The sequence below is a fragment of the Cohnella lupini genome, from assembly GCF_003386205.1.
Classification (GTDB): domain Bacteria; phylum Bacillota; class Bacilli; order Paenibacillales; family Paenibacillaceae; genus Cohnella; species Cohnella lupini.
Genome location: NZ_QRDY01000020.1, coordinates 22,993 through 40,081, shown reverse-complemented (window position 1 = coordinate 40,081; position 17,089 = coordinate 22,993). Strand labels below are relative to the sequence as shown.

Sequence of the window (17,089 nt, the reverse complement as noted above, 5' to 3'; positions counted from 1 at the left end):
ATTCAAAAAACGATCCTACGTATCATAACACAAATAGATGTCGGTTTCCGTGAGCCGCCGTCGAGCGGAAGCCTCATTTCAATTTTATCGCGCGAATAAGATACAAGGCCAAAGTACCGAAGATAACGACGAGAACGGTCGGCAAAAACCAGATCCCCATTCCGGCCGCATCTCCGCGTGCCGTCTGAACCGTTGCCCAACCGATATAGCTGAATAAGAACGCCAGCTCCAGATTCGTCCAAGCCAGATATTTTTTGACCAGCGCATATTGGGCCAAAGCATTCTCTTCCTTGATCGGAACCGGATAATTATAGAGGTGGGGGTAGTGGGATAGCTTCGATAAACCGCCGTACAGAAGCCAAGAAACCACCGGAAGGATGAACAGCATCCATTTGCCGCCCCATCCGTCCGGATTCCCCTTCCCGTCGAAATGGATGGGAACCGTAGAGGGTAACCCTGACCATTGCGTGCAAATATACGCGAATGACCCTATTAATGCGATTAAACCGAGAATGGCAAGCCCCCGCTCCAAACGCGTCGCAGGAACGTCGATCTCGATCCGATGATTTTTTCCCCCATACCTCATACCGATAACCTCCCGACATCCTTCTTCTTCTATTTTACCGTAATCTTGGTCTCATCGGAGTGAATAGGCGGAAAAAGTGGAAAGCTATTTCCATATTCCGTCACGGAAGCGATTCAATGAAAACACAAAGTCGTGCTTAAGCCATTAAAGGTTTCTGACATCGCCAATTATGGGTAATGAAGAGTATTCACACAATTGGGAGGGTTCGACATGATCTTCAATCACATTCTGGTTCCCTACGATGGGTCCAACCCGTCCATTAAGGCATTGGAAAAGGCCATTGACATCGCTAAGCTAGATCCCGCAACGGCGCTAACTGTCGCGCACGTAATCAATCTTCAGCCGATCGTCGTTTCCGATATGACCTTCGTCCAGCCCGAGGCTTATCAAGATCAGGTGAAGGAGCAAGGCAACATGATCATCGAAAAAGTTAAAAGCATGACGGCCGAGGTGCCGAATACGAACGTCGTCGTTCTGGCGGGTTCTCCCTCGGAAGCCATCGTGGACTACACGTCCGATAATAGCTGCGATCTGATCATTATGGGTAGCAGAGGCTTAAGCTCCCTGAAGGAATTCATGCTCGGGAGCGTTAGCCACAATGTTATTCTTCACTCGCGCGTTCCGGTAATGATTATGAAATGACGGGTCGGATCGGCAGTTAGCTCTCCAACGAACGGGAGAGCCCGGCCAGCCGATCCGCTAATTGCGCTACTTTGCCGATGGATACGACCATCTGATTCGTGGCGACCGCTTGTTCGTTGCTTCTTCGCGAGCTGTCTTCCGAGGCAGCCGCGACACTGCTGATTTTGGAGCCGATTTGCTCGGTCAGCAACGCGATTTGCTCCGCGTTTTCTCTGGATTGTACCGACAGCTTGCGGATTTCCTCGGCTATAATCAGGAAACCTCGACCGAACTCGCCGCTTCTGGAAGCCTCTATGCCGGCGTTTAGCCCGAGAATTTGCGTTTGCCGGGCGACTTGCTGCAGGAAGCCGAGCGTGGAAACGATTCGTTCCGATAACGTTTGGACGTCCTTTACCTGCCCGGCCAATCTTTTCTCGTTCGATTCGATTTCATTGGCGGAGGAAGCGATATCCTCGATGCCTTGGTGAATTTCGCGCGCGTTATCGTCCAATTGCGCCGAAACCTCCTGCAGGTCGCCTCCGATCTTCAGAATGAGCTCCCTGTTGTGATTGCGAATCCGCGACGACAATGCTTTCATCACTCGCCAAGCGAAAGCGGTGTCCTCGGCCATCCGCTTGCGGAACGACTCCTCGTCCAACGAAGCGAGCAGACATCTTTCCGCGGCTACAGCCGTGCCGCTCCTCGGCAAACCCTCAAGCAATGACATTTCCCCGAAGAAATCGCCCGGCGCGAACTTGGCGACCGGAATGCGCACGCCTGCCGATTGGACGTAAACCTCGACGCTGCCCTCCAACAACACGTACATATGACTCCCGGCATCTCCCTCTTGGAAGATCGTTTGTCCCGGACGATACTCCGTTTGTTCTCCTTGCGATTTCGTCAGTTCGGCTTCGGTCATCTTTACCCGCGCTCCTTTTATCTCTACTTCTTCTTATCTGGCTATATTAACATAAGAGTTACTCCAAGGACTTCTTAAGCAAAAACCACCTCCCCGCGCCGCTTGGCCAAGAGAGGTGGGTTTATTTCGTTAGGCGATATGTTGTAGGTTAGCGTCGCGCTAACTCGATATTTTTCTGGCTGCGATTGACTTTCGAAAAGGCTGAACTTTCAGCTTCAGGTCATCGGATAATTCGGCAAGAACGGACGCCGCCGCCTCGACCTGTTGCATGGATGCGTTCTGCTGCTGCGCGGCCGCCGCGATCGTACTCGCATCGTTCGCGTTCTTGGACGCGAGCTGCAGCATTTCCTTCACGGAAGCCGTCATGCCCATAGCACCCTCTTCGATCTGCTTGACCGAACCGTATACGCCTTCCGCTTGCTGCGTTACCTTCTCGATGCTGCTGCCGATCTCCCCGAACGACTTCTCCGCTTCCCGGGCCAATTCTATCCCCGCTTCGGCCGCGCCGGTTCCTAATTCCATGGCTTGCGCCGCGTTCGCGATCGATCGCTGGATTTCGGCCAATAACGTGCCGATCTCTCCCGCCGCGACCGAGGATTGGTCTGCCAGCTTGCGGATTTCCATCGACACGACGGAAAAGCCTCTGCCCGTTTCTCCTGCCCTGGCCGCCTCTATCGCCGCGTTCAGCGACAGGAGACTCGTCTGGGAGGCGATGGAGGTGATCAACGCGACGCTCTCGTCGATGGCGTTGGAATGCTGCTTCAGCTTCAGCACGTGTTCGGACGAGGCTTGCACCGAATGATGAATTTCGTCCATCTGTCGGATAACATGCGTCAACGATTGATTTCCGCCTTTCGAAACCTTCCCGGCTTTGGATGCCAGCTCCGTCATGCGCTGCGTGCTTGCGTTGATTTGCTTAACCCTAGCCAGCACGTCTTGAGCGACATCCTTGAAACCCAGAACGATTCTGGCTTCGGACTCGGCTCCGGCAGACACCTGCTGAATGGAATTCGCGATCTCTTCCGCCGCCCGAGTCGTTTCTTCCGCCCCGCTCTTCATTTGATTCGCCTGTTCGGCCATGTCGATCGATGATCGGGATAAGCCGTCCATCGCTTCGCACAAGCCGTCCAAAGTCCTGTTGAAGCTGTCGCCTAGTATTTGAAGCTCGTTTCCCGAGCGCATCTGCGCGCGCTTCGTGAAATCTCCTTCCGCCATCGCAACGGCTATTCGGTTAATATCCTTTACGTTCTTAAGAATATAACGGCTATAGAGCTGCGCAAGCAGCACGACGATAAAACAAGAGACGACGATGATGGAGATCATCGGTTCGAAAAGCTTGAACAACGGACCGTACAATTCGCTCTCCGGAACGGACAGAGCCAGCAGCCATCCCGTGCCGGGAACCGAGGCATAATAAACGCTCATCGGCCTCCCCGATTTATCGTAAGCATCCCCGCCTTCTACCTCCGACACTTCGGGCATCGGCTCGACGAACGGAACCTCCGCTTCGGGATTTCCGGTTTCGGAATCTACCGCTTCGCTATCCTCCGCGTCTACTTCCTCCGACCCCATGTCGATCTCCAAGCCCAGATCGCCCAGATCCATCTCGGTATCGCTGACGTCTTCCTCGATCGCCTCGTCTTCGCCGGGAAGGGACTCGCCATCTTCAGCGGAGACCTCTTCCGACTCGCTCTCCTCCGACTCCGTGGACGTCTCTTCCGTCAAGACGTCTTCTCCCGCAGCGCTTGTCTCCGAAACCTCCGAGGCGCCGATCATACGTCCGGCCAAGCCGGCAAGAGAAGGGTTCTCGTCTTCGGTCAGCTTGTCCTTCATAATCTTCGCGTAATCCTTGCTCGACAGAATCAACCCGTTCTTATCGATCATGAACGCGGAGCCGTTCGTTCCCACGGAAATGCTCGAAACCAACTGCTGAATGCTATCCAAGCTAATCTCTTGCGTCGCGTAACCCAAGAGAGTCTGAGTATCATCGTAATAAGGTATCGATGCCTCGACCATCGCCGCTCCCGTTGCTTCGTCCATGAAGGGATCGCCGTAAGAAATCGTATTTCCGACAATACCGTCGGCTTCGATGATCGGAGCCATAGACTGCGGAGTAAGAGCGGCCTCGATGAGTTCCTTGTTTATCTCGTTGACGTACCTATGGGTTTGGTTTTGCAGCCTCTCCTGCATGCCGTCCGAGATCAGCCCTTTCGAAAACGAATAGCTTACCCCCGTCATCGTAATCGTAATCGCCAGGATCGCGGTCATGATAATAAACAAAAATTGATTCTGAACCGTCCGAAACATGCGCCATTCAGCTATTTTCCGCAACCACTTTTCATATCCGAACACCCATATTCCTCCTAAACGTCAACAGCACTTAGACCTAACTTTAGTAGGTAACATTTAACTACGAATTATCCTTAAAAGCATATTGTGTTAAATTTTTCGTCATATACTCGAAGAGCAACCATTAAAGGAAAATACCCGTAAAGGAGGGGCATCGACATGCAGGCGTTTAATCGCGTTTCTCTCCGTGACCCGACCGGTTACGGTCAACAACCCCTGCTTTTCATACCTAACCAGGGGCAGGCGGATGACAAGTTCGCGTACGTCGCGCAAAAATTCGGTCTCTACGTCGGCGTCTCTTCCCAGGCGGTAAGCATGGTCTTCTGCAAGCCGAATACGAACGGAATCGCTCTCCATTTGGTTTGGACATTCGTCGGGGCGAGCACGGAGGCCGAATTGCAAGGGCTGGATCAAGCCGAGGGATTGTTTCACTATCTTCTTAGCGACGACCCTTCTTCACGGTTCACGAATCTCCCGCCCTTCCGCAAAGTCGTTTGCAAGTCTCTCTGGCACGGAATCGACGTTATCATTCAAGATCAGGATCAAGCGCTGAAATACGATTGGGTCGTTCACCCTGGAGGAAAGCCGGAAAAGATTCGGTTAACTTGCGAGGGATGCGAAGACATTCGTTTGGACGAGGAGGGCAACCTTCATTATCATACGAAGCTGGGAATAGTCACGGATTCCAAGCCGGTCGCTTATCAGGCGGACGGCTCGAGGCTCGTGGACATCGCTTGCAGATATTCCCTAAGCGAGCGGTCCGATGGTAGCATGACGGTCGGCTTCGAGCTTCCCGAAGGCTACGACGATAGCCTGGCTCTGGTTATAGACCCCATCTTGTCGTATGGGGTTTTCCTCGGCGGCAAAGACAAGCAAGCATGAAGAAGCCCCGATCGCATATCCGCGCCGGGGCTTACGTCACGATTTAGGGAGGAGATCCAACAATTCGCGCCAATCCACGATCCGAGGAACGGACAGGTGCCTGTTGTATCCGTTATCCTTGGTATACAATTGCAGTCCCAGCTCGGACAGCGTATCCAGTACCGCCGGTTTATCGTCGAAATAGTAATCCAAGCCAAGCTTGCGGATGACGTGGATTTTCTCCAGGTCGCCCATTCCGCAGTAGAATCGGCCATTCTCGACCGGAAACCCAGCCGACTCGAGCGAAGCCTTCGTTCTCTCGCAGTGCTCTGCTGCCCTTGCGGTAACGTAATAGACTTCGTGACCAAGCTTGACTAACTCCGACAACACTTCTACTGCATTAGGGAAAGGCGGAGCCGTGTAATAGATCTCGTCGCGGTAGGCATTCCATAAATCCCGACCTTCCTCCAACGTCAACCCGAAGGCTTCGTGAACGGAAATCGTCTTCAAAGCTTGAAAAACTTCAAGCCCGATTTGCCTGTGCAGCTTCTCGTTATAAATCAGGAAGGCATGTTCCCTTAAATTGAGCAATGTGTCGTCAATGTCGAATCCGAATTTCATCCGTTTATTAGACCTCTCCCCAGAACACTTCCGTTACATAGTCGAAATTCACTGTGCCTTCCCGTTCGTTCTCATCGAATAGCTCCCTTAACGATGCCATCATAGGCTCATACCTGGGATCTCCCGGCTGGGGACAGTACGATGACGACAGAAGCCTACCGCTTAATCCTTCGAAGTCGAACACCTGGCGTATGGAGAATCGAGCGTCGCGCAGAGCACCCGGCTTAAAAAAGTCGACAAGCATCTCGCGCGAGATGTTCCTATGGTTTACTTTTCCATAGTCGGTGCCTAATTCCTGCAACAAGCGTTCATATCCTTCCAAGAAAGCATTCCCTTCCGTTATTCGAGTATTCCAGACTAGAGCGGCTTTCCCTCCCGGTCTAAGCACGCGTTGGAATTCGACCTGCGCCGCGGTGCGGTCGAACCAATGAAACGCCTGCGCGCAGACGATGAAATCATAAGAGCCGGAAGGAAGTCCCGTTTCCTCCGCGGAGCCGGGTACGGCTCTAAAGTTGGAATCGCCTTCCGATGCGGCCAAGGCCGCTTCCCTCATGGCTTCGTTAGGCTCTACCGCAGTGATGCGAACGTCTCTCTCCAGCAATAGGCGCGAGAAAATGCCGGTTCCCGCCCCAACGTCCAACACCTCGGACTGCGGCTTCAAGCCGACGACATCAACCAAATAATCGATTGCTTCCCGCGGGTAACTTGGGCGAAACTTCTTATACGTATCCACGCGGCTTGAAAATCTTTCTTTGCTGTTCATCGCCATTCACTCCCCATTCAATGAATATCGCACGGTTTCACTAGACGGAATGAAGTTTCATTTATTTATATATGATATCCATCATAAATGATAAATCGCGTTAAATCCAGACCGTAAAGCACGGAGTCCCGCTTTTTGGTAGAATGGAAATCACGAATCAAAGAGCGGAGGGCGCAAGATTGGATTACATTATACTCGATATCGAATTTAACGGGCGTAAATTCGCCAGCGATCTGCCTATGGAAGTCATCGAGATCGGAGCGGTCAGGTTAAATTCTTCCTTAATACAAACGGATGAATTCTCGTCCCTGATTAAACCCGTCTATTTCTCCAAGCTTAACGGGTTCATCAAGAAAAAAACGGGTATTCCCCAGGAAGAGATCGATATCGCCGACGGTTTCCGTAAAGTCATCGGCGATTTCACCGATTGGCTGAATCGCAGCGAGGAATTTTTACTGGTCACATGGGGCGGCGAGGACTTGAAACGGATCGTGTTCGATATTCGGATGCACAAGCTTGACGATGCCTATTGGCTGGCGGCTCCTTACTTCGACCTGTTGAAAGGGTTTCTGCGATACAAAAAAGTAACGAACGACGTTAGCGTCGAAGCGGCTTTGCTCGACTTGAATATTTCCGCCGAAGGTTCCGCTCACCGGGCGCTGGACGATGCGCGAATGACGTCCGAAGTGTTCCGGGCCGTATTCAACGAGCTGGACTTCGAATATAACCAGCATTATAAAGACCAATTCTCCAATTCCAAAGAACGCAGACTCATCAAGAACGCCATTCGCACGATGACCGTCCAAAAAAAACTGTTGGAATGGGAACTGTTCGTGGAAAGCTATTTGGCAAGTAAAGTCGACCTTGCAGACGAACGGAAGCTCGCGGAGCTTCGGGATTATTATTCCTCCGAAATCGTCAAAGCTCGTTCTTCTAAGGCGTGAGGCAAAAAAAATCATCCAGTTAGGATGACTCTCGGATCGTCGAGAAACCCATGCCTTCTTATAGGCGTCGGGTGGTTACGGATAATCCCGTATCATCGATCTGCGGCACCGATTTCCCCTGAACGGCATCGATCATTCGTCCAATCATGCGCTTGCTCATCTCTGCTTCGTTCAACGAGATAGCGGCGGTGAGTTGACCGTTGGACAACGCTTCGCGAATTTCCTCCGTCACGCCGAACGTAAAGGCATAGCGATTAAGTCCTTGGGCTTTCCATACCAGGACGGATAGCGGTCCCGATACGACGTCCAGTCCGACGAAAGCATCGAAGTGGGGATGCAAATCGATCATTTCCTCCAAGTCGGACAGCGCCTTAGTATTGCTGCCCTCGTTGTAGCGAACCTCCAGTACCTGAATATCGGTGTTGGCATTCAAGTAGGAGAGAAGGCCCTCAAGCCTCAGTTGGAGACTTCGCATGTGACTCATGCCAGTCTCCACGAGGACCATTCCCCGGCCTTGCAGCTGCTGCTCCAATACTTTCCCCATCTGGATGCCGGCTAGCTTCTGATCCGTGCCGATGTACCCCACGCGCTTGCTGGTCGGAGCATCCGACTCGAAGCAGATAACCGGAATACCGTTCTCTACGGCTTTGTTGATGACGGGAACGATGGCCACCGAATCGACCGGGTCGATTGCAATAGCATCGACCTTCTGTTTGATCATCGTTTCCATCATCCGAATTTGCTGCTCCAAGTTCGCCTCGTCGGGAGCTTTGACCACCAGCCTGATGTTCGAGGGCTCGGCTTCTTTCTCCGCGTAATTCGTTATCAGCTCATAGAAGGGATGAGCCATCGGATAAATGATGCCGAATGTCAGGATTGGAATGCCGGACTTGTCTCCCGAAGGAGAAGGCGATAAGGTCGGCTTCTCCGGCTTTATCGTCCCTCCCCCTCCGTCGCATGCGGATGCGCTAAGAAGACTAACCGAGATGAGAAGAGCCGCTGAGACTTTTTTAAGCCATAGGTTAGTCAACTTCGTCCGCCTCTTTCTCCACGCACTTGCCCCCGCTGCCGCCTTGTCGCCTAAAATCCCGGGGGGTCATTCCGGTAGTTCGTTTGAACAGGTTGGAAAAATAGTGCGAATCGTTGTAGCCGACTTGAAACGCGATTTCGTACGTTTTTTCGCTCGTCGTTTGCAGAAGCTCCATCGCTTTTCGAATTCGGGTTTGAGTCAAATATTCGATGAAGGTTTGACCGGTTTCGTGACTGAACACCTTGCTGAGATGGCTCGAGCTGACGCAAACATGATTGGCGGCATCCTGTAGGGACAGACCGTCGTCAGCGAATCGTTCGCGCATGAACTCTTTGGCTTTCTCGATCATATCGCCGTATTTGTTGGATGCTTCGACCCTCATGATCCAGAACTTATCGATTAACAAGCGCAAGTAGGCTCTGCATTGCTCCCAATCGCGTATTTCCATGATTTTCTGCTGAAGCTCGCCGATCATGCTTTCAGACACTTCGGGAAGTCGAAGCACCCGCTTAGCTTCATGCAACGTTTCCAGAGTCAGGTCTTTAAGAACGTAATAGCCGTAAAGCGAAGAGTTCCAATCGATTCCGCGGAGAGATTCCGAGATTTCCCCAATGAAGCTCTCGGAATGCGGCGGCGTGCCGATCTTCAGAAATTCCAGAAACTTAGAACGGTCCAGGAACGAGCTTGCTTTCGTTTCGCGGGCGGCAACCCACAAGGCATTCTTGTTTTGACTGTTCAGCCTGCGCAGGTTACGGTCTTCCTCCGCTTCCAGGAACGACTTATGGATACCCTCCGGACGCTCTTGAATGCCCCCGACTCCGATCGATACGGCTAACGGAAGAGTGCTTTCGGATTCCGCGAGCCGCTGAAGCTGCTCCAGTCTGGAGGCCATCGCTTCGCGCTTATCTCCCCGAACGAGCCACACCGTCTCGGCCCGGCTTCTTTTGTACCGCCATAGATCCCCATGCGTCTTGGCAATCTCCTCGATTATCGATTCCGCTTCGAGTAGGATCGCTTCGTCGTGCGGGGACGAGTGGTCCGCGCAACGCATATCCCATATGACCGCCGCGTAATAAGTCGAGAGCAACGGAAGCGATAGGGCAGCCGCGGCGATTTCGGCATCGTCCGAGGCAATCAAGCCTCCGCACAGATCGCCGAGCAGTTTATCGTATGAGTATACTTGCTTCTGCTTCTCTCTTCTTTCCCGGTCGATTTTGCGGCTGACGGAATGCAGTAACGAGATTAGATCCGCGGAGCTGGCCGGCTTCAGAATGTATTCGTCCACTCCGATTCGCAATGCGGTGCGCGCGTAATTGAATTCATCGTGACCGCTCAGAATAATGATCTTGGTGTCGGGGAACCGCTGCCTAACGATGGTGCTGAGCTCGATGCCGTCCATGAACGGCATCTTGATGTCCGTAATGAGGATATCGGGGCGCCATTCCTCGATCATCGGAAGCGCGATTTCCCCATCGGATGCATCTCCGCAATATTGAAGGCCTTCCTTTTCCCAATCGATGCATTCGCGGATATTTTCCCTGATTACGATTTCGTCGTCGACCAGCATTACTTTTTTCATCTCTCTGGCCCCCCTTAAGTCCTCGGAATTCGAATGGAAACGCGGGTTCCTTCACCGGGCCGGCTAACGATTTCGACGCCGTACCGAGGTCCGAAGTAGAGCTGCAGCCGCTGATGCACGTTGTGGAGTCCGTAGGCCCTTCTTTGATCCTCGGAGTCCTCCGAGTGATCCCTCGATTTGCCGAGGTTCGCTCGAAGCTCGGTAATAAGCAGCTCGCTCATTCCGATGCCGTTATCCTCTACCACCAAAACGATATCTTGCCCGTTCTCGGTATGACCCGTTATCCGGATCATGCCTTTGCCTCGTTTGTTCTTAATGCCGTGATAAAGCGCATTCTCTACGAGCGGCTGAAGCGTCATCCCAAGGATGGCATAGGTAACCAGCTCGGGTTCGACTTCTATTTTATAATCGAGAATATCCCTATACCGCATTTGTTGGATAACCAAATAACTTCGGACGTGGTCGAGCTCCGATTGGATGGATATCCAGTCTCGGCCTTTATTGAGGCTAAGACGAAAAAATCGGGAAAAGGCCTGAACGATCTTAATGACCTGCTCATTCTTGCCCGCTTCGGCCATCCAAACGATCGAATCCAACGTGTTATAGAGGAAGTGCGGGTTGATTTGGGCTTGAAGCGTCCGAAGCTCGGCCTTCTGGATTTGCTCCTGCTCCTTGATGCTTTGATCGAGCAGTCCCTTGATCTTCTCCAGCATGATGTTGAAGCTGCTGCCGAGATCCGCGATTTCGTCCCGGCCGGAGGGCTTCACCTTCGCGTCCCAATAGCCGGTTTCCGCCTGTCTCATCTTGTTCTTGAGCACTTGAATAGGGCGAGTTAGGCGTGACGTTATGAAGAAGTAAAGGCTGATGGCGAAAATAATGCTGAACCCCACGCTAACGAAGATTAACTGGCGGATTTTGTTGGCATCCTCCACGATCTCCTGCAATGGAGCGCTACCGATGATCTTCCAGCCCGTGAAGCGCGAAGTCGAATAAACGACGAACCGGGGTTTTCCTTCGGTAGCTTGCACGAAGCTGTCACGATCTTCGGCGATGTGCGAGGGAGACAAGTCGATCAGGGGCGGCGCCTCCCTGGAAGCATTGGATGCGTTCCTCATGCTCGGCGCGAAGATCGGGTTACCCGCCTGATCGGACACGTAGAAGAAGCCGGTTCGGCCGATCGTAACGTCGTTACAGAATCTCTCGACGATGGAGTCATCGAGATCGATGACCATAAAGCCGATGACTTCATGCGTAATGCGTTGCTTGACGGTCGCCATAATCGAAATGACGTTCGTATGGGGATAGTCGAAGCCGTCCAGCCGGTCCAACGCTGAGTTGCCTGAGGGCGGGATGTTGAGCACCTTCTCCGGTTCCTCCAGCAGCTTCTGAAAATGCGGATTACGAAGGGGGTTGTGATCCAACTGGAAGACGCCCTTGCGTTCGCTGATTCCTTTTCCGTATAGATTGATCATCGTAATATTGAGCACGTTCTCGTATCGGTAGATTTCCCGGTAAAGATCGAAGGTTCTTAGAATCTCTTTGGCGTCCTCGTAAGTTTCGCTTTGCGAGAACAGGAAGCGGAGAACCTGCGGGTTCTTCTCCAGCTCCAATAATTTTCCGGTATCTTGGAACAAGACGTCGATGTCCCGCGCCAACTGATCGGCAACCAGCAGCGTGGAAGCTTTGCTATGCCCGGATATCGTATTGAAGGACTTCTGATACGAGATTAGACCGACCGTAATCAAGGGAATGAAGGTGAGTACTACGAACATGGTTAGCAGCTTGGCTCTTAAGCTGGAGGAAATGATCCGTACGAGATTCACCATAAGCGTTTCCTCTCCGATTGTCCGGGAACCTAATGTAATGGTTATGCCTTCTAAATATATCAAACAACTTTCGGCCTTAGGGCCATTTCTTGCAGCGCAATCGAATATTCCAATTTCCGAACAAAATAATACACCATTAATCCTTCCGGTCCGCATAAAGCCAAAAAATTCGCAAGGATTACTCAACGAACTCCGTATAATCGGTTCTTCGTTCGGTTCTATACTGAGGTCACGCCAAACGAATGGTGAATCGAAGGGGAGGAACTACCGAATGAAAAGAATCGCGAAATTAAGCACGCTGTCCGTCCTGGTCCTAATCATGGTCTTCGTCGCGGCCTGCGGCAAGAGCGGCAACAACAATAACAATGCGAGCCCTTCTCCTAAAGCGAGCGAAGCAGCCGCGGCTCCGGCGGCGGAAAGCGCGGCGGCGAGCGAATCCTCTCAGCCGGCGGACAAGAAAGTCGTGCTGGGCTTCGCCCAAGTAGGAGCGGAAAGCGGCTGGAGATCGGCTAATACGAAATCTATTCAAGAATCCGCGGCAACCGCCGGTTTCGACTTGAAATTCTCCGATGCCCAGCAGAAGCAAGAAAATCAAATCAAAGCGATCCGTTCTTATATTCAACAAAAGGTTGACGTTATCGCGTTCTCTCCGGTCGTAGAATCCGGTTGGGACACGGTGCTGAAAGAAGCGAAGGAAGCGGGCATCCCGGTCATTCTAACCGACCGCGCGGTCGATTCCGAAGATACGTCTCTCTATAAAACCTTCATCGGCTCCGATTTCGTCGAAGAAGGACGTAAAGCCGGCCAATGGCTGGTCGACCAATATAAAGATGCTTCAGGCGAAGTGAACATCGTCGAGCTGCAAGGCACGACGGGCTCCGCTCCGGCGAACGACCGCAAATCGGGCTTCCTGGACGTCATCACGTCTAACCCGAACCTCAAGATCATCGCATCGCAAACAGGCGATTTCACCCGCGCCAAGGGCAAGGAAGTCATGCAGGCATTCCTGCAGGCGAACAAGAAAATCGATGTGCTATATGCGCACAACGACGATATGGCGTTAGGGGCGATCCAAGCGATCGAAGCAGCCGGTCTCAAGCCGGGCGTTGACATCAAAATCATTTCCGTCGATGGCGTTCATGATGGCATCCAAGCGGCTAGCGAAGGCAAAATCAACTTCATAGTCGAGTGTAACCCGCTGCTTGGACCTCAATTAATGACAGCCGTTAACGACGTGCTCGCAGGCAAGGACATTCCTCTACGGATCGTAACGGAAGAAGGCACCTTTACCTCCGAGCAAGCCCTGGCCGCGTTGCCTAACCGTCAGTATTAAGAGCTCCAACCCATCATCCGATAGAACCGGGCCACTCCGTTCAGCCATTCGATTCGCGCCGACGGAGTGGCTTTTCCTCGATGATCGGAAAGTAAAAACTTCACGGTGAAGCCCTATTACTCGTAAGGGAGAGCAAAATATGAATCAAGACCAACCGATCTTGCAAATGTCGGGAATCCATAAGCGCTTCCCGGGCGTCAAAGTTTTGTCGGACGTCCGTTTTCGTCTGTTTCCCGGGGAAGTACACGCCCTTATGGGGGAGAACGGAGCGGGTAAATCCACGTTGATTAAAGTATTGACCGGAGTCTATTCCACGGACGAAGGCAGCATTACGCTCGAAGGAAAGCCTCTTGTCGTGCGCAGCCCTTTGGAAGCCCAATCGATCGGAATCAGCACCGTGTATCAAGAAGTGAACCTATGCCCCAATTTGACGGTTGCGGAGAACATCTTCATCGGGAGCGAGCCGCTTATTTTCGGGCGAATTAATTGGAAGGAAATGAACCGGAAGGCTGAAACGCTTCTTCGGGATCGACTTCAGTTGAACATCGACGTGAAACTTCCGTTAGAGAATTATTCCGTTGCCGTGCAGCAACTCGTAGCCATAGCCCGATCATTAAACGTGTCCGCGAAGGTGCTTATCCTGGATGAACCGACATCCAGCTTGGATCGCGGCGAAGTCGAACAGCTTTTTCTCATTATGAGGAAGCTACAAAGAGAGGGACTCGCGATCTTGTTCGTTACGCACTTCTTGGACCAAGTCTACGAAATTTCAGATCGAATAACCATTCTCCGCAACGGGGAATTTGTCGGGGAATACATGGCGGACGAATTACCCCGTATAGAGCTAGTCAGCAAAATGATAGGCAGGGAGTTGCAGATGCTCGAGCGTATTCCGAAGGGGGCGGACAACGTCTCGCCTCAGGCCGGAATCATCGCTCAAGCGAGCGGACTCGGACGCAAGGGCGTCATCGAACCGTTCGATTTGGCGATTCGGCAGGGCGAGGTCGTAGGCTTGGCAGGACTTCTCGGTTCGGGCCGCACGGAGGTCGCCCGCCTCTTCTTCGGGGCGGATCGCCCCGATCAAGGTAAGCTGGAGCTGCCGATAGCGGGGGGCACAGCCGCCTCCCCGCGCCAAGCGCTGGAGAAAGGGATTGCTTTCTGCTCCGAGAACCGCAAAACCGAAGGCATCGTCGGAGATTTGACAGTACGAGAGAACATGATCCTGGCGATTCAAGCCAGGCGGGGTTGGTTCAAGACGATATCCCGCAAGCGGCAGGATGAGCTTGCCCTTGAATACATCAAGCTGCTGAACATTAACCCGTCGAACCCGGAGCAGCTCGTCCGCAACCTTAGCGGAGGCAACCAACAAAAGGTCATCCTTGCTCGGTGGTTGCTAACGCAGCCCCAACTGCTCATTCTCGACGAACCGACGCGGGGTATCGATGTCGGGACCAAAGCCGAAATCCAAAAGCTGGTCATGTCCTTATCAGAGGAAGGAATGGCCGTACTGTTCGTCTCGTCGGAGCTCGAAGAGGTTCTCCGCGTTAGCGACCGGATCGCCGTACTGAGGGACCGCCGCATCGTCAAGGAAATCGCGGATCAAGAAATTAACCAGCACAACGTCATGCAGGCGATTGCGGGAGGTTGAGAGATGAATCGAATGTTCAGGCATCACTTATTTTGGCCGCTCGCCATCCTGGCAGCATTGTTATTGTTTAACCTTTTCTATTCTCCGGACTTCTTTAATATCGTCATGCGGAACGGGCATATGTACGGTAGCCTTATCGACATCTTGAACTTCGGGGCTCCGCTCGTTCTCGTGGCGATCGGGATGACGCTTGTCATCGCGACCAAGGGCATCGACCTGTCCGTCGGGTCCATCGTCGCGATTGCCGGGGCATTAGCCTGTCTGACCATCAGCCGGGGAACCGACCAGAACGCTTTGAGCCTCGTATTGTCGGCGGTTGGCTTGACGGTCGGACTTTCGTTCTTCCTCGGAGCGTGGAATGGATTCCTCGTCGCCACCACGGGCATTCAGCCGATCATCGCTACGCTTATTCTCATGGTTGCGGGTCGGGGCATCGCCCAGTTGATCACGAGCGGACAGATCATTACGGTCACAAGCGATACCTACAACTATATCGGGAACGGTGCGCTAGCCGCGCTGCCTTTCTCCATTTTCATCGTGGCCGCCATTTATCTCATCGTTTCCCTATTGACGCGCAAGACGGCGCTCGGCCTGTTCATAGAATCGGTGGGCTGCAATCCGCAGGCTAGCCGGCTCATCGGCATTCGCTCTCGCCTGATCATCATAACGGTATACATGTTCTGCGGATTGTGCGCAGGAATAGCCGGGCTGATCTTGAGCTCCAACGTTGCGAGCGCAGACGGCAATAACGCCGGCTTATGGTACGAGCTTGACGCGATTCTGGCGGTCGTCATCGGAGGAACGTCATTGAACGGAGGACGCTTCTACCTGACGGGCACGGTAATCGGCGCGCTGATCATCCAAACCTTAACGACGACGATCTATATGATCGGTGTTCCCCCGGAAATCACGCTGGTCGTCAAGGCATTCGTCGTGCTTACCGTCTGCCTGATTCAGTCGGAAGTATTTCGCAAGAAAGTCGTCCAGCGTTGGAAGACGCGCAGATATCCGGCTGAAAGAGAGGTGTCTCGTCATGTATAACCGTAAATATTTGCCCATATTGGTGACGTTCGGACTGTTCGTGCTCATATTCGCCGCCGGCTCCTTTAGGTACACCGGATTTTTCTCTTCCCAGGTGTTCCTGAACTTATTGATCGATAATTCGTTCCTGCTCATCACCGCGGTCGGCATGACCTTCGTTATCGTTTCCGGTGGCATCGATCTATCGGTGGGCTCCGTCATCGCGCTGACGACGATGATCTCGGCTAGTCTCGTTCAGAATCAAGGATGGCCGCCATTCGTGGTCATTCCGCTCGTGCTTGCGACGGGAGCATTCTTCGGCTGGATCATGGGGGCGATTATCCATTATTTCAAAGTCCAGCCGTTCATCGTAACGCTCGCGGGCATGTTCTTGGCTAGAGGCCTGTGTTACGTCATTAGCATCAATACGATTACGATCGACGATGCGTTCTACACGAAGGTAGCTCAGACGAAAATCCCATTGCCCGGAAATGCAAGCGTATCGATCAGCGTACTCATTGCCTTGGCCGTCGTGGCTATTGCCTTGTATTTGGCCCATTACACCCGTTTCGGTCGCAGCGTGTATGCGATCGGCGGGAGCGAGCAATCCGCGCTCTTAATGGGACTGCCGGTTGCCCGCACTCAGATTCTCGTCTATACGCTTAGCGGATTCTGCTCGGCGCTGGCCGGAGTCGTGTTCACCTTCTACATGCTGTCGGGGTACGGCTTGCATGCCGTGGGGATGGAGCTCGACACGATCGCCGCCGTCGTGATCGGCGGTACTCTTCTGACCGGTGGCGTCGGCTTCGTCATCGGGACGTTCTTCGGCGTGCTGATTCAAGGAGTCATCCAAACGATCATCAGCTTCGAAGGGACGCTTAGCTCCTGGTGGACCAAAATCGTGATCGGCCTGCTCTTGTTCTTCTTCATTCTTCTTCAACGCTTGTTCAGTTCCAGACGCAAAACAATCCGATCCTGACCGTCAGGCG

The 17,089-nt window shown here is 52.8% G+C and carries 15 protein-coding genes; 7 read left to right on the top strand and 8 right to left on the bottom strand.

Translation table 11 applies throughout. The annotated features are described in order from the left end of the window. Nucleotides 1-73 precede the first annotated feature (73 nt). Nucleotides 74-586 carry a DUF1648 domain-containing protein gene (locus DFP95_RS23095; protein ID WP_115995057.1) on the bottom strand — a complete coding sequence of 171 codons (513 nt, stop codon included), beginning with the start codon at nucleotides 584-586 and terminating at the stop codon, nucleotides 74-76. Nucleotides 587-796: 210 nt separating this feature from the next. On the opposite strand from DFP95_RS23095, the gene DFP95_RS23090 reads away from it, so the two are divergent. After that, nucleotides 797-1,228: a universal stress protein gene (locus tag DFP95_RS23090; RefSeq protein WP_115995056.1), complete on the top strand. Its 432-nt coding sequence runs from the start codon at nucleotides 797-799 to the stop codon at nucleotides 1,226-1,228. A gap of 16 nt (nucleotides 1,229-1,244) precedes the next feature. On the opposite strand, the gene DFP95_RS23085 is transcribed toward DFP95_RS23090, so the two are convergent. After that, on the bottom strand, nucleotides 1,245-2,126 hold the full coding sequence (locus DFP95_RS23085; RefSeq protein ID WP_115995055.1) for a cyclic nucleotide-binding domain-containing protein: 882 nt from the start codon (nucleotides 2,124-2,126) through the stop codon (nucleotides 1,245-1,247). A 159-nt stretch (nucleotides 2,127-2,285) separates the two neighbouring features. After that, nucleotides 2,286-4,478, bottom strand: a complete 2,193-nt coding sequence (locus tag DFP95_RS23080) for a methyl-accepting chemotaxis protein (protein WP_115995054.1) — start codon at nucleotides 4,476-4,478, stop codon at nucleotides 2,286-2,288. A 156-nt stretch (nucleotides 4,479-4,634) separates the two neighbouring features. Between DFP95_RS23080 and DFP95_RS23075 the strand changes: the two genes are divergently transcribed. Further along, nucleotides 4,635-5,357 (top strand): DUF7948 domain-containing protein, encoded by a 723-nt coding sequence (locus DFP95_RS23075; RefSeq protein ID WP_115995053.1) that lies wholly within the window; start codon nucleotides 4,635-4,637, stop codon nucleotides 5,355-5,357. 36 nt (nucleotides 5,358-5,393) lie between these two features. On the opposite strand, the gene DFP95_RS23070 is transcribed toward DFP95_RS23075, so the two are convergent. Continuing rightward, nucleotides 5,394-5,957: a 5' nucleotidase, NT5C type gene (locus tag DFP95_RS23070; protein WP_115995052.1), complete on the bottom strand. Its 564-nt coding sequence runs from the start codon at nucleotides 5,955-5,957 to the stop codon at nucleotides 5,394-5,396. Nucleotides 5,958-5,964: 7 nt separating this feature from the next. Beyond that, the gene (locus tag DFP95_RS23065; RefSeq protein ID WP_115995051.1) at nucleotides 5,965-6,720 is read right to left on the bottom strand and encodes a class I SAM-dependent methyltransferase; all 756 of its coding nucleotides are present in this window, start codon (nucleotides 6,718-6,720) and stop codon (nucleotides 5,965-5,967) included. A gap of 179 nt (nucleotides 6,721-6,899) precedes the next feature. On the opposite strand from DFP95_RS23065, the gene DFP95_RS23060 reads away from it, so the two are divergent. Continuing rightward, nucleotides 6,900-7,664, top strand: coding sequence for a 3'-5' exonuclease (locus DFP95_RS23060; protein ID WP_115995104.1), 765 nt, complete (start codon nucleotides 6,900-6,902; stop codon nucleotides 7,662-7,664). Nucleotides 7,665-7,722: 58 nt separating this feature from the next. Here DFP95_RS23060 and DFP95_RS23055 read toward each other — a convergent pair whose 3' ends face one another. From DFP95_RS23055 to DFP95_RS23045, 3 genes are read right to left on the bottom strand one after another with little or no spacing between them, the layout of a single operon-like run. Beyond that, on the bottom strand, nucleotides 7,723-8,694 hold the full coding sequence (locus DFP95_RS23055; RefSeq protein ID WP_115995050.1) for a sugar ABC transporter substrate-binding protein: 972 nt from the start codon (nucleotides 8,692-8,694) through the stop codon (nucleotides 7,723-7,725). Further along, nucleotides 8,687-10,273 carry a response regulator gene (locus DFP95_RS23050; RefSeq protein ID WP_115995049.1) on the bottom strand — a complete coding sequence of 529 codons (1,587 nt, stop codon included), beginning with the start codon at nucleotides 10,271-10,273 and terminating at the stop codon, nucleotides 8,687-8,689. Before DFP95_RS23050 ends, DFP95_RS23055 begins: the two co-directional genes overlap by 8 nt. Nucleotides 10,274-10,287: 14 nt before the next feature. Continuing rightward, complete coding sequence (locus DFP95_RS23045; RefSeq protein WP_245987894.1) at nucleotides 10,288-12,099, bottom strand: sensor histidine kinase; 1,812 nt, start codon at nucleotides 12,097-12,099, stop codon at nucleotides 10,288-10,290. A 271-nt stretch (nucleotides 12,100-12,370) separates the two neighbouring features. Between DFP95_RS23045 and DFP95_RS23040 the strand changes: the two genes are divergently transcribed. The 4 genes from DFP95_RS23040 to yjfF all read left to right on the top strand — a co-directional run bounded on the left by DFP95_RS23040 (nucleotide 12,371) and on the right by yjfF (nucleotide 17,079). Continuing rightward, nucleotides 12,371-13,432: an ABC transporter substrate-binding protein gene (locus DFP95_RS23040; RefSeq protein ID WP_220376446.1), complete on the top strand. Its 1,062-nt coding sequence runs from the start codon at nucleotides 12,371-12,373 to the stop codon at nucleotides 13,430-13,432. 139 nt (nucleotides 13,433-13,571) lie between these two features. After that, entirely contained in the window at nucleotides 13,572-15,080 is a 1,509-nt protein-coding gene (locus DFP95_RS23035; protein ID WP_115995048.1) for a sugar ABC transporter ATP-binding protein, read from the top strand. A 3-nt stretch (nucleotides 15,081-15,083) separates the two neighbouring features. Then, nucleotides 15,084-16,121, top strand: a complete 1,038-nt coding sequence (locus tag DFP95_RS23030) for an ABC transporter permease (RefSeq protein ID WP_115995047.1) — start codon at nucleotides 15,084-15,086, stop codon at nucleotides 16,119-16,121. Further along, on the top strand, nucleotides 16,114-17,079 hold the full coding sequence (gene yjfF, locus DFP95_RS23025) for a galactofuranose ABC transporter, permease protein YjfF (protein ID WP_115995046.1): 966 nt from the start codon (nucleotides 16,114-16,116) through the stop codon (nucleotides 17,077-17,079). The genes DFP95_RS23030 and yjfF overlap by 8 nt, the downstream gene beginning before the upstream one ends. Nucleotides 17,080-17,089: the final 10 nt, after the last annotated feature.

Coding starts and splice junctions, on each gene's coding strand:
- DFP95_RS23095 (WP_115995057.1), bottom strand. CDS start 586: ATGAGGTATGGGGGAAAAAATCATCGGATCGAGATCGACGTTCCTGCG.
- DFP95_RS23090 (WP_115995056.1), top strand. CDS start 797: ATGATCTTCAATCACATTCTGGTTCCCTACGATGGGTCCAACCCGTCC.
- DFP95_RS23085 (WP_115995055.1), bottom strand. CDS start 2,126: ATGACCGAAGCCGAACTGACGAAATCGCAAGGAGAACAAACGGAGTAT.
- DFP95_RS23075 (WP_115995053.1), top strand. CDS start 4,635: ATGCAGGCGTTTAATCGCGTTTCTCTCCGTGACCCGACCGGTTACGGT.
- DFP95_RS23070 (WP_115995052.1), bottom strand. CDS start 5,957: ATGAAATTCGGATTCGACATTGACGACACATTGCTCAATTTAAGGGAA.
- DFP95_RS23065 (WP_115995051.1), bottom strand. CDS start 6,720: ATGAACAGCAAAGAAAGATTTTCAAGCCGCGTGGATACGTATAAGAAG.
- DFP95_RS23050 (WP_115995049.1), bottom strand. CDS start 10,273: ATGAAAAAAGTAATGCTGGTCGACGACGAAATCGTAATCAGGGAAAAT.
- DFP95_RS23045 (WP_245987894.1), bottom strand. CDS start 12,099: ATGGTGAATCTCGTACGGATCATTTCCTCCAGCTTAAGAGCCAAGCTG.
- DFP95_RS23040 (WP_220376446.1), top strand. CDS start 12,371: ATGAAAAGAATCGCGAAATTAAGCACGCTGTCCGTCCTGGTCCTAATC.
- DFP95_RS23035 (WP_115995048.1), top strand. CDS start 13,572: ATGAATCAAGACCAACCGATCTTGCAAATGTCGGGAATCCATAAGCGC.
- DFP95_RS23030 (WP_115995047.1), top strand. CDS start 15,084: ATGAATCGAATGTTCAGGCATCACTTATTTTGGCCGCTCGCCATCCTG.
- yjfF (WP_115995046.1), top strand. CDS start 16,114: ATGTATAACCGTAAATATTTGCCCATATTGGTGACGTTCGGACTGTTC.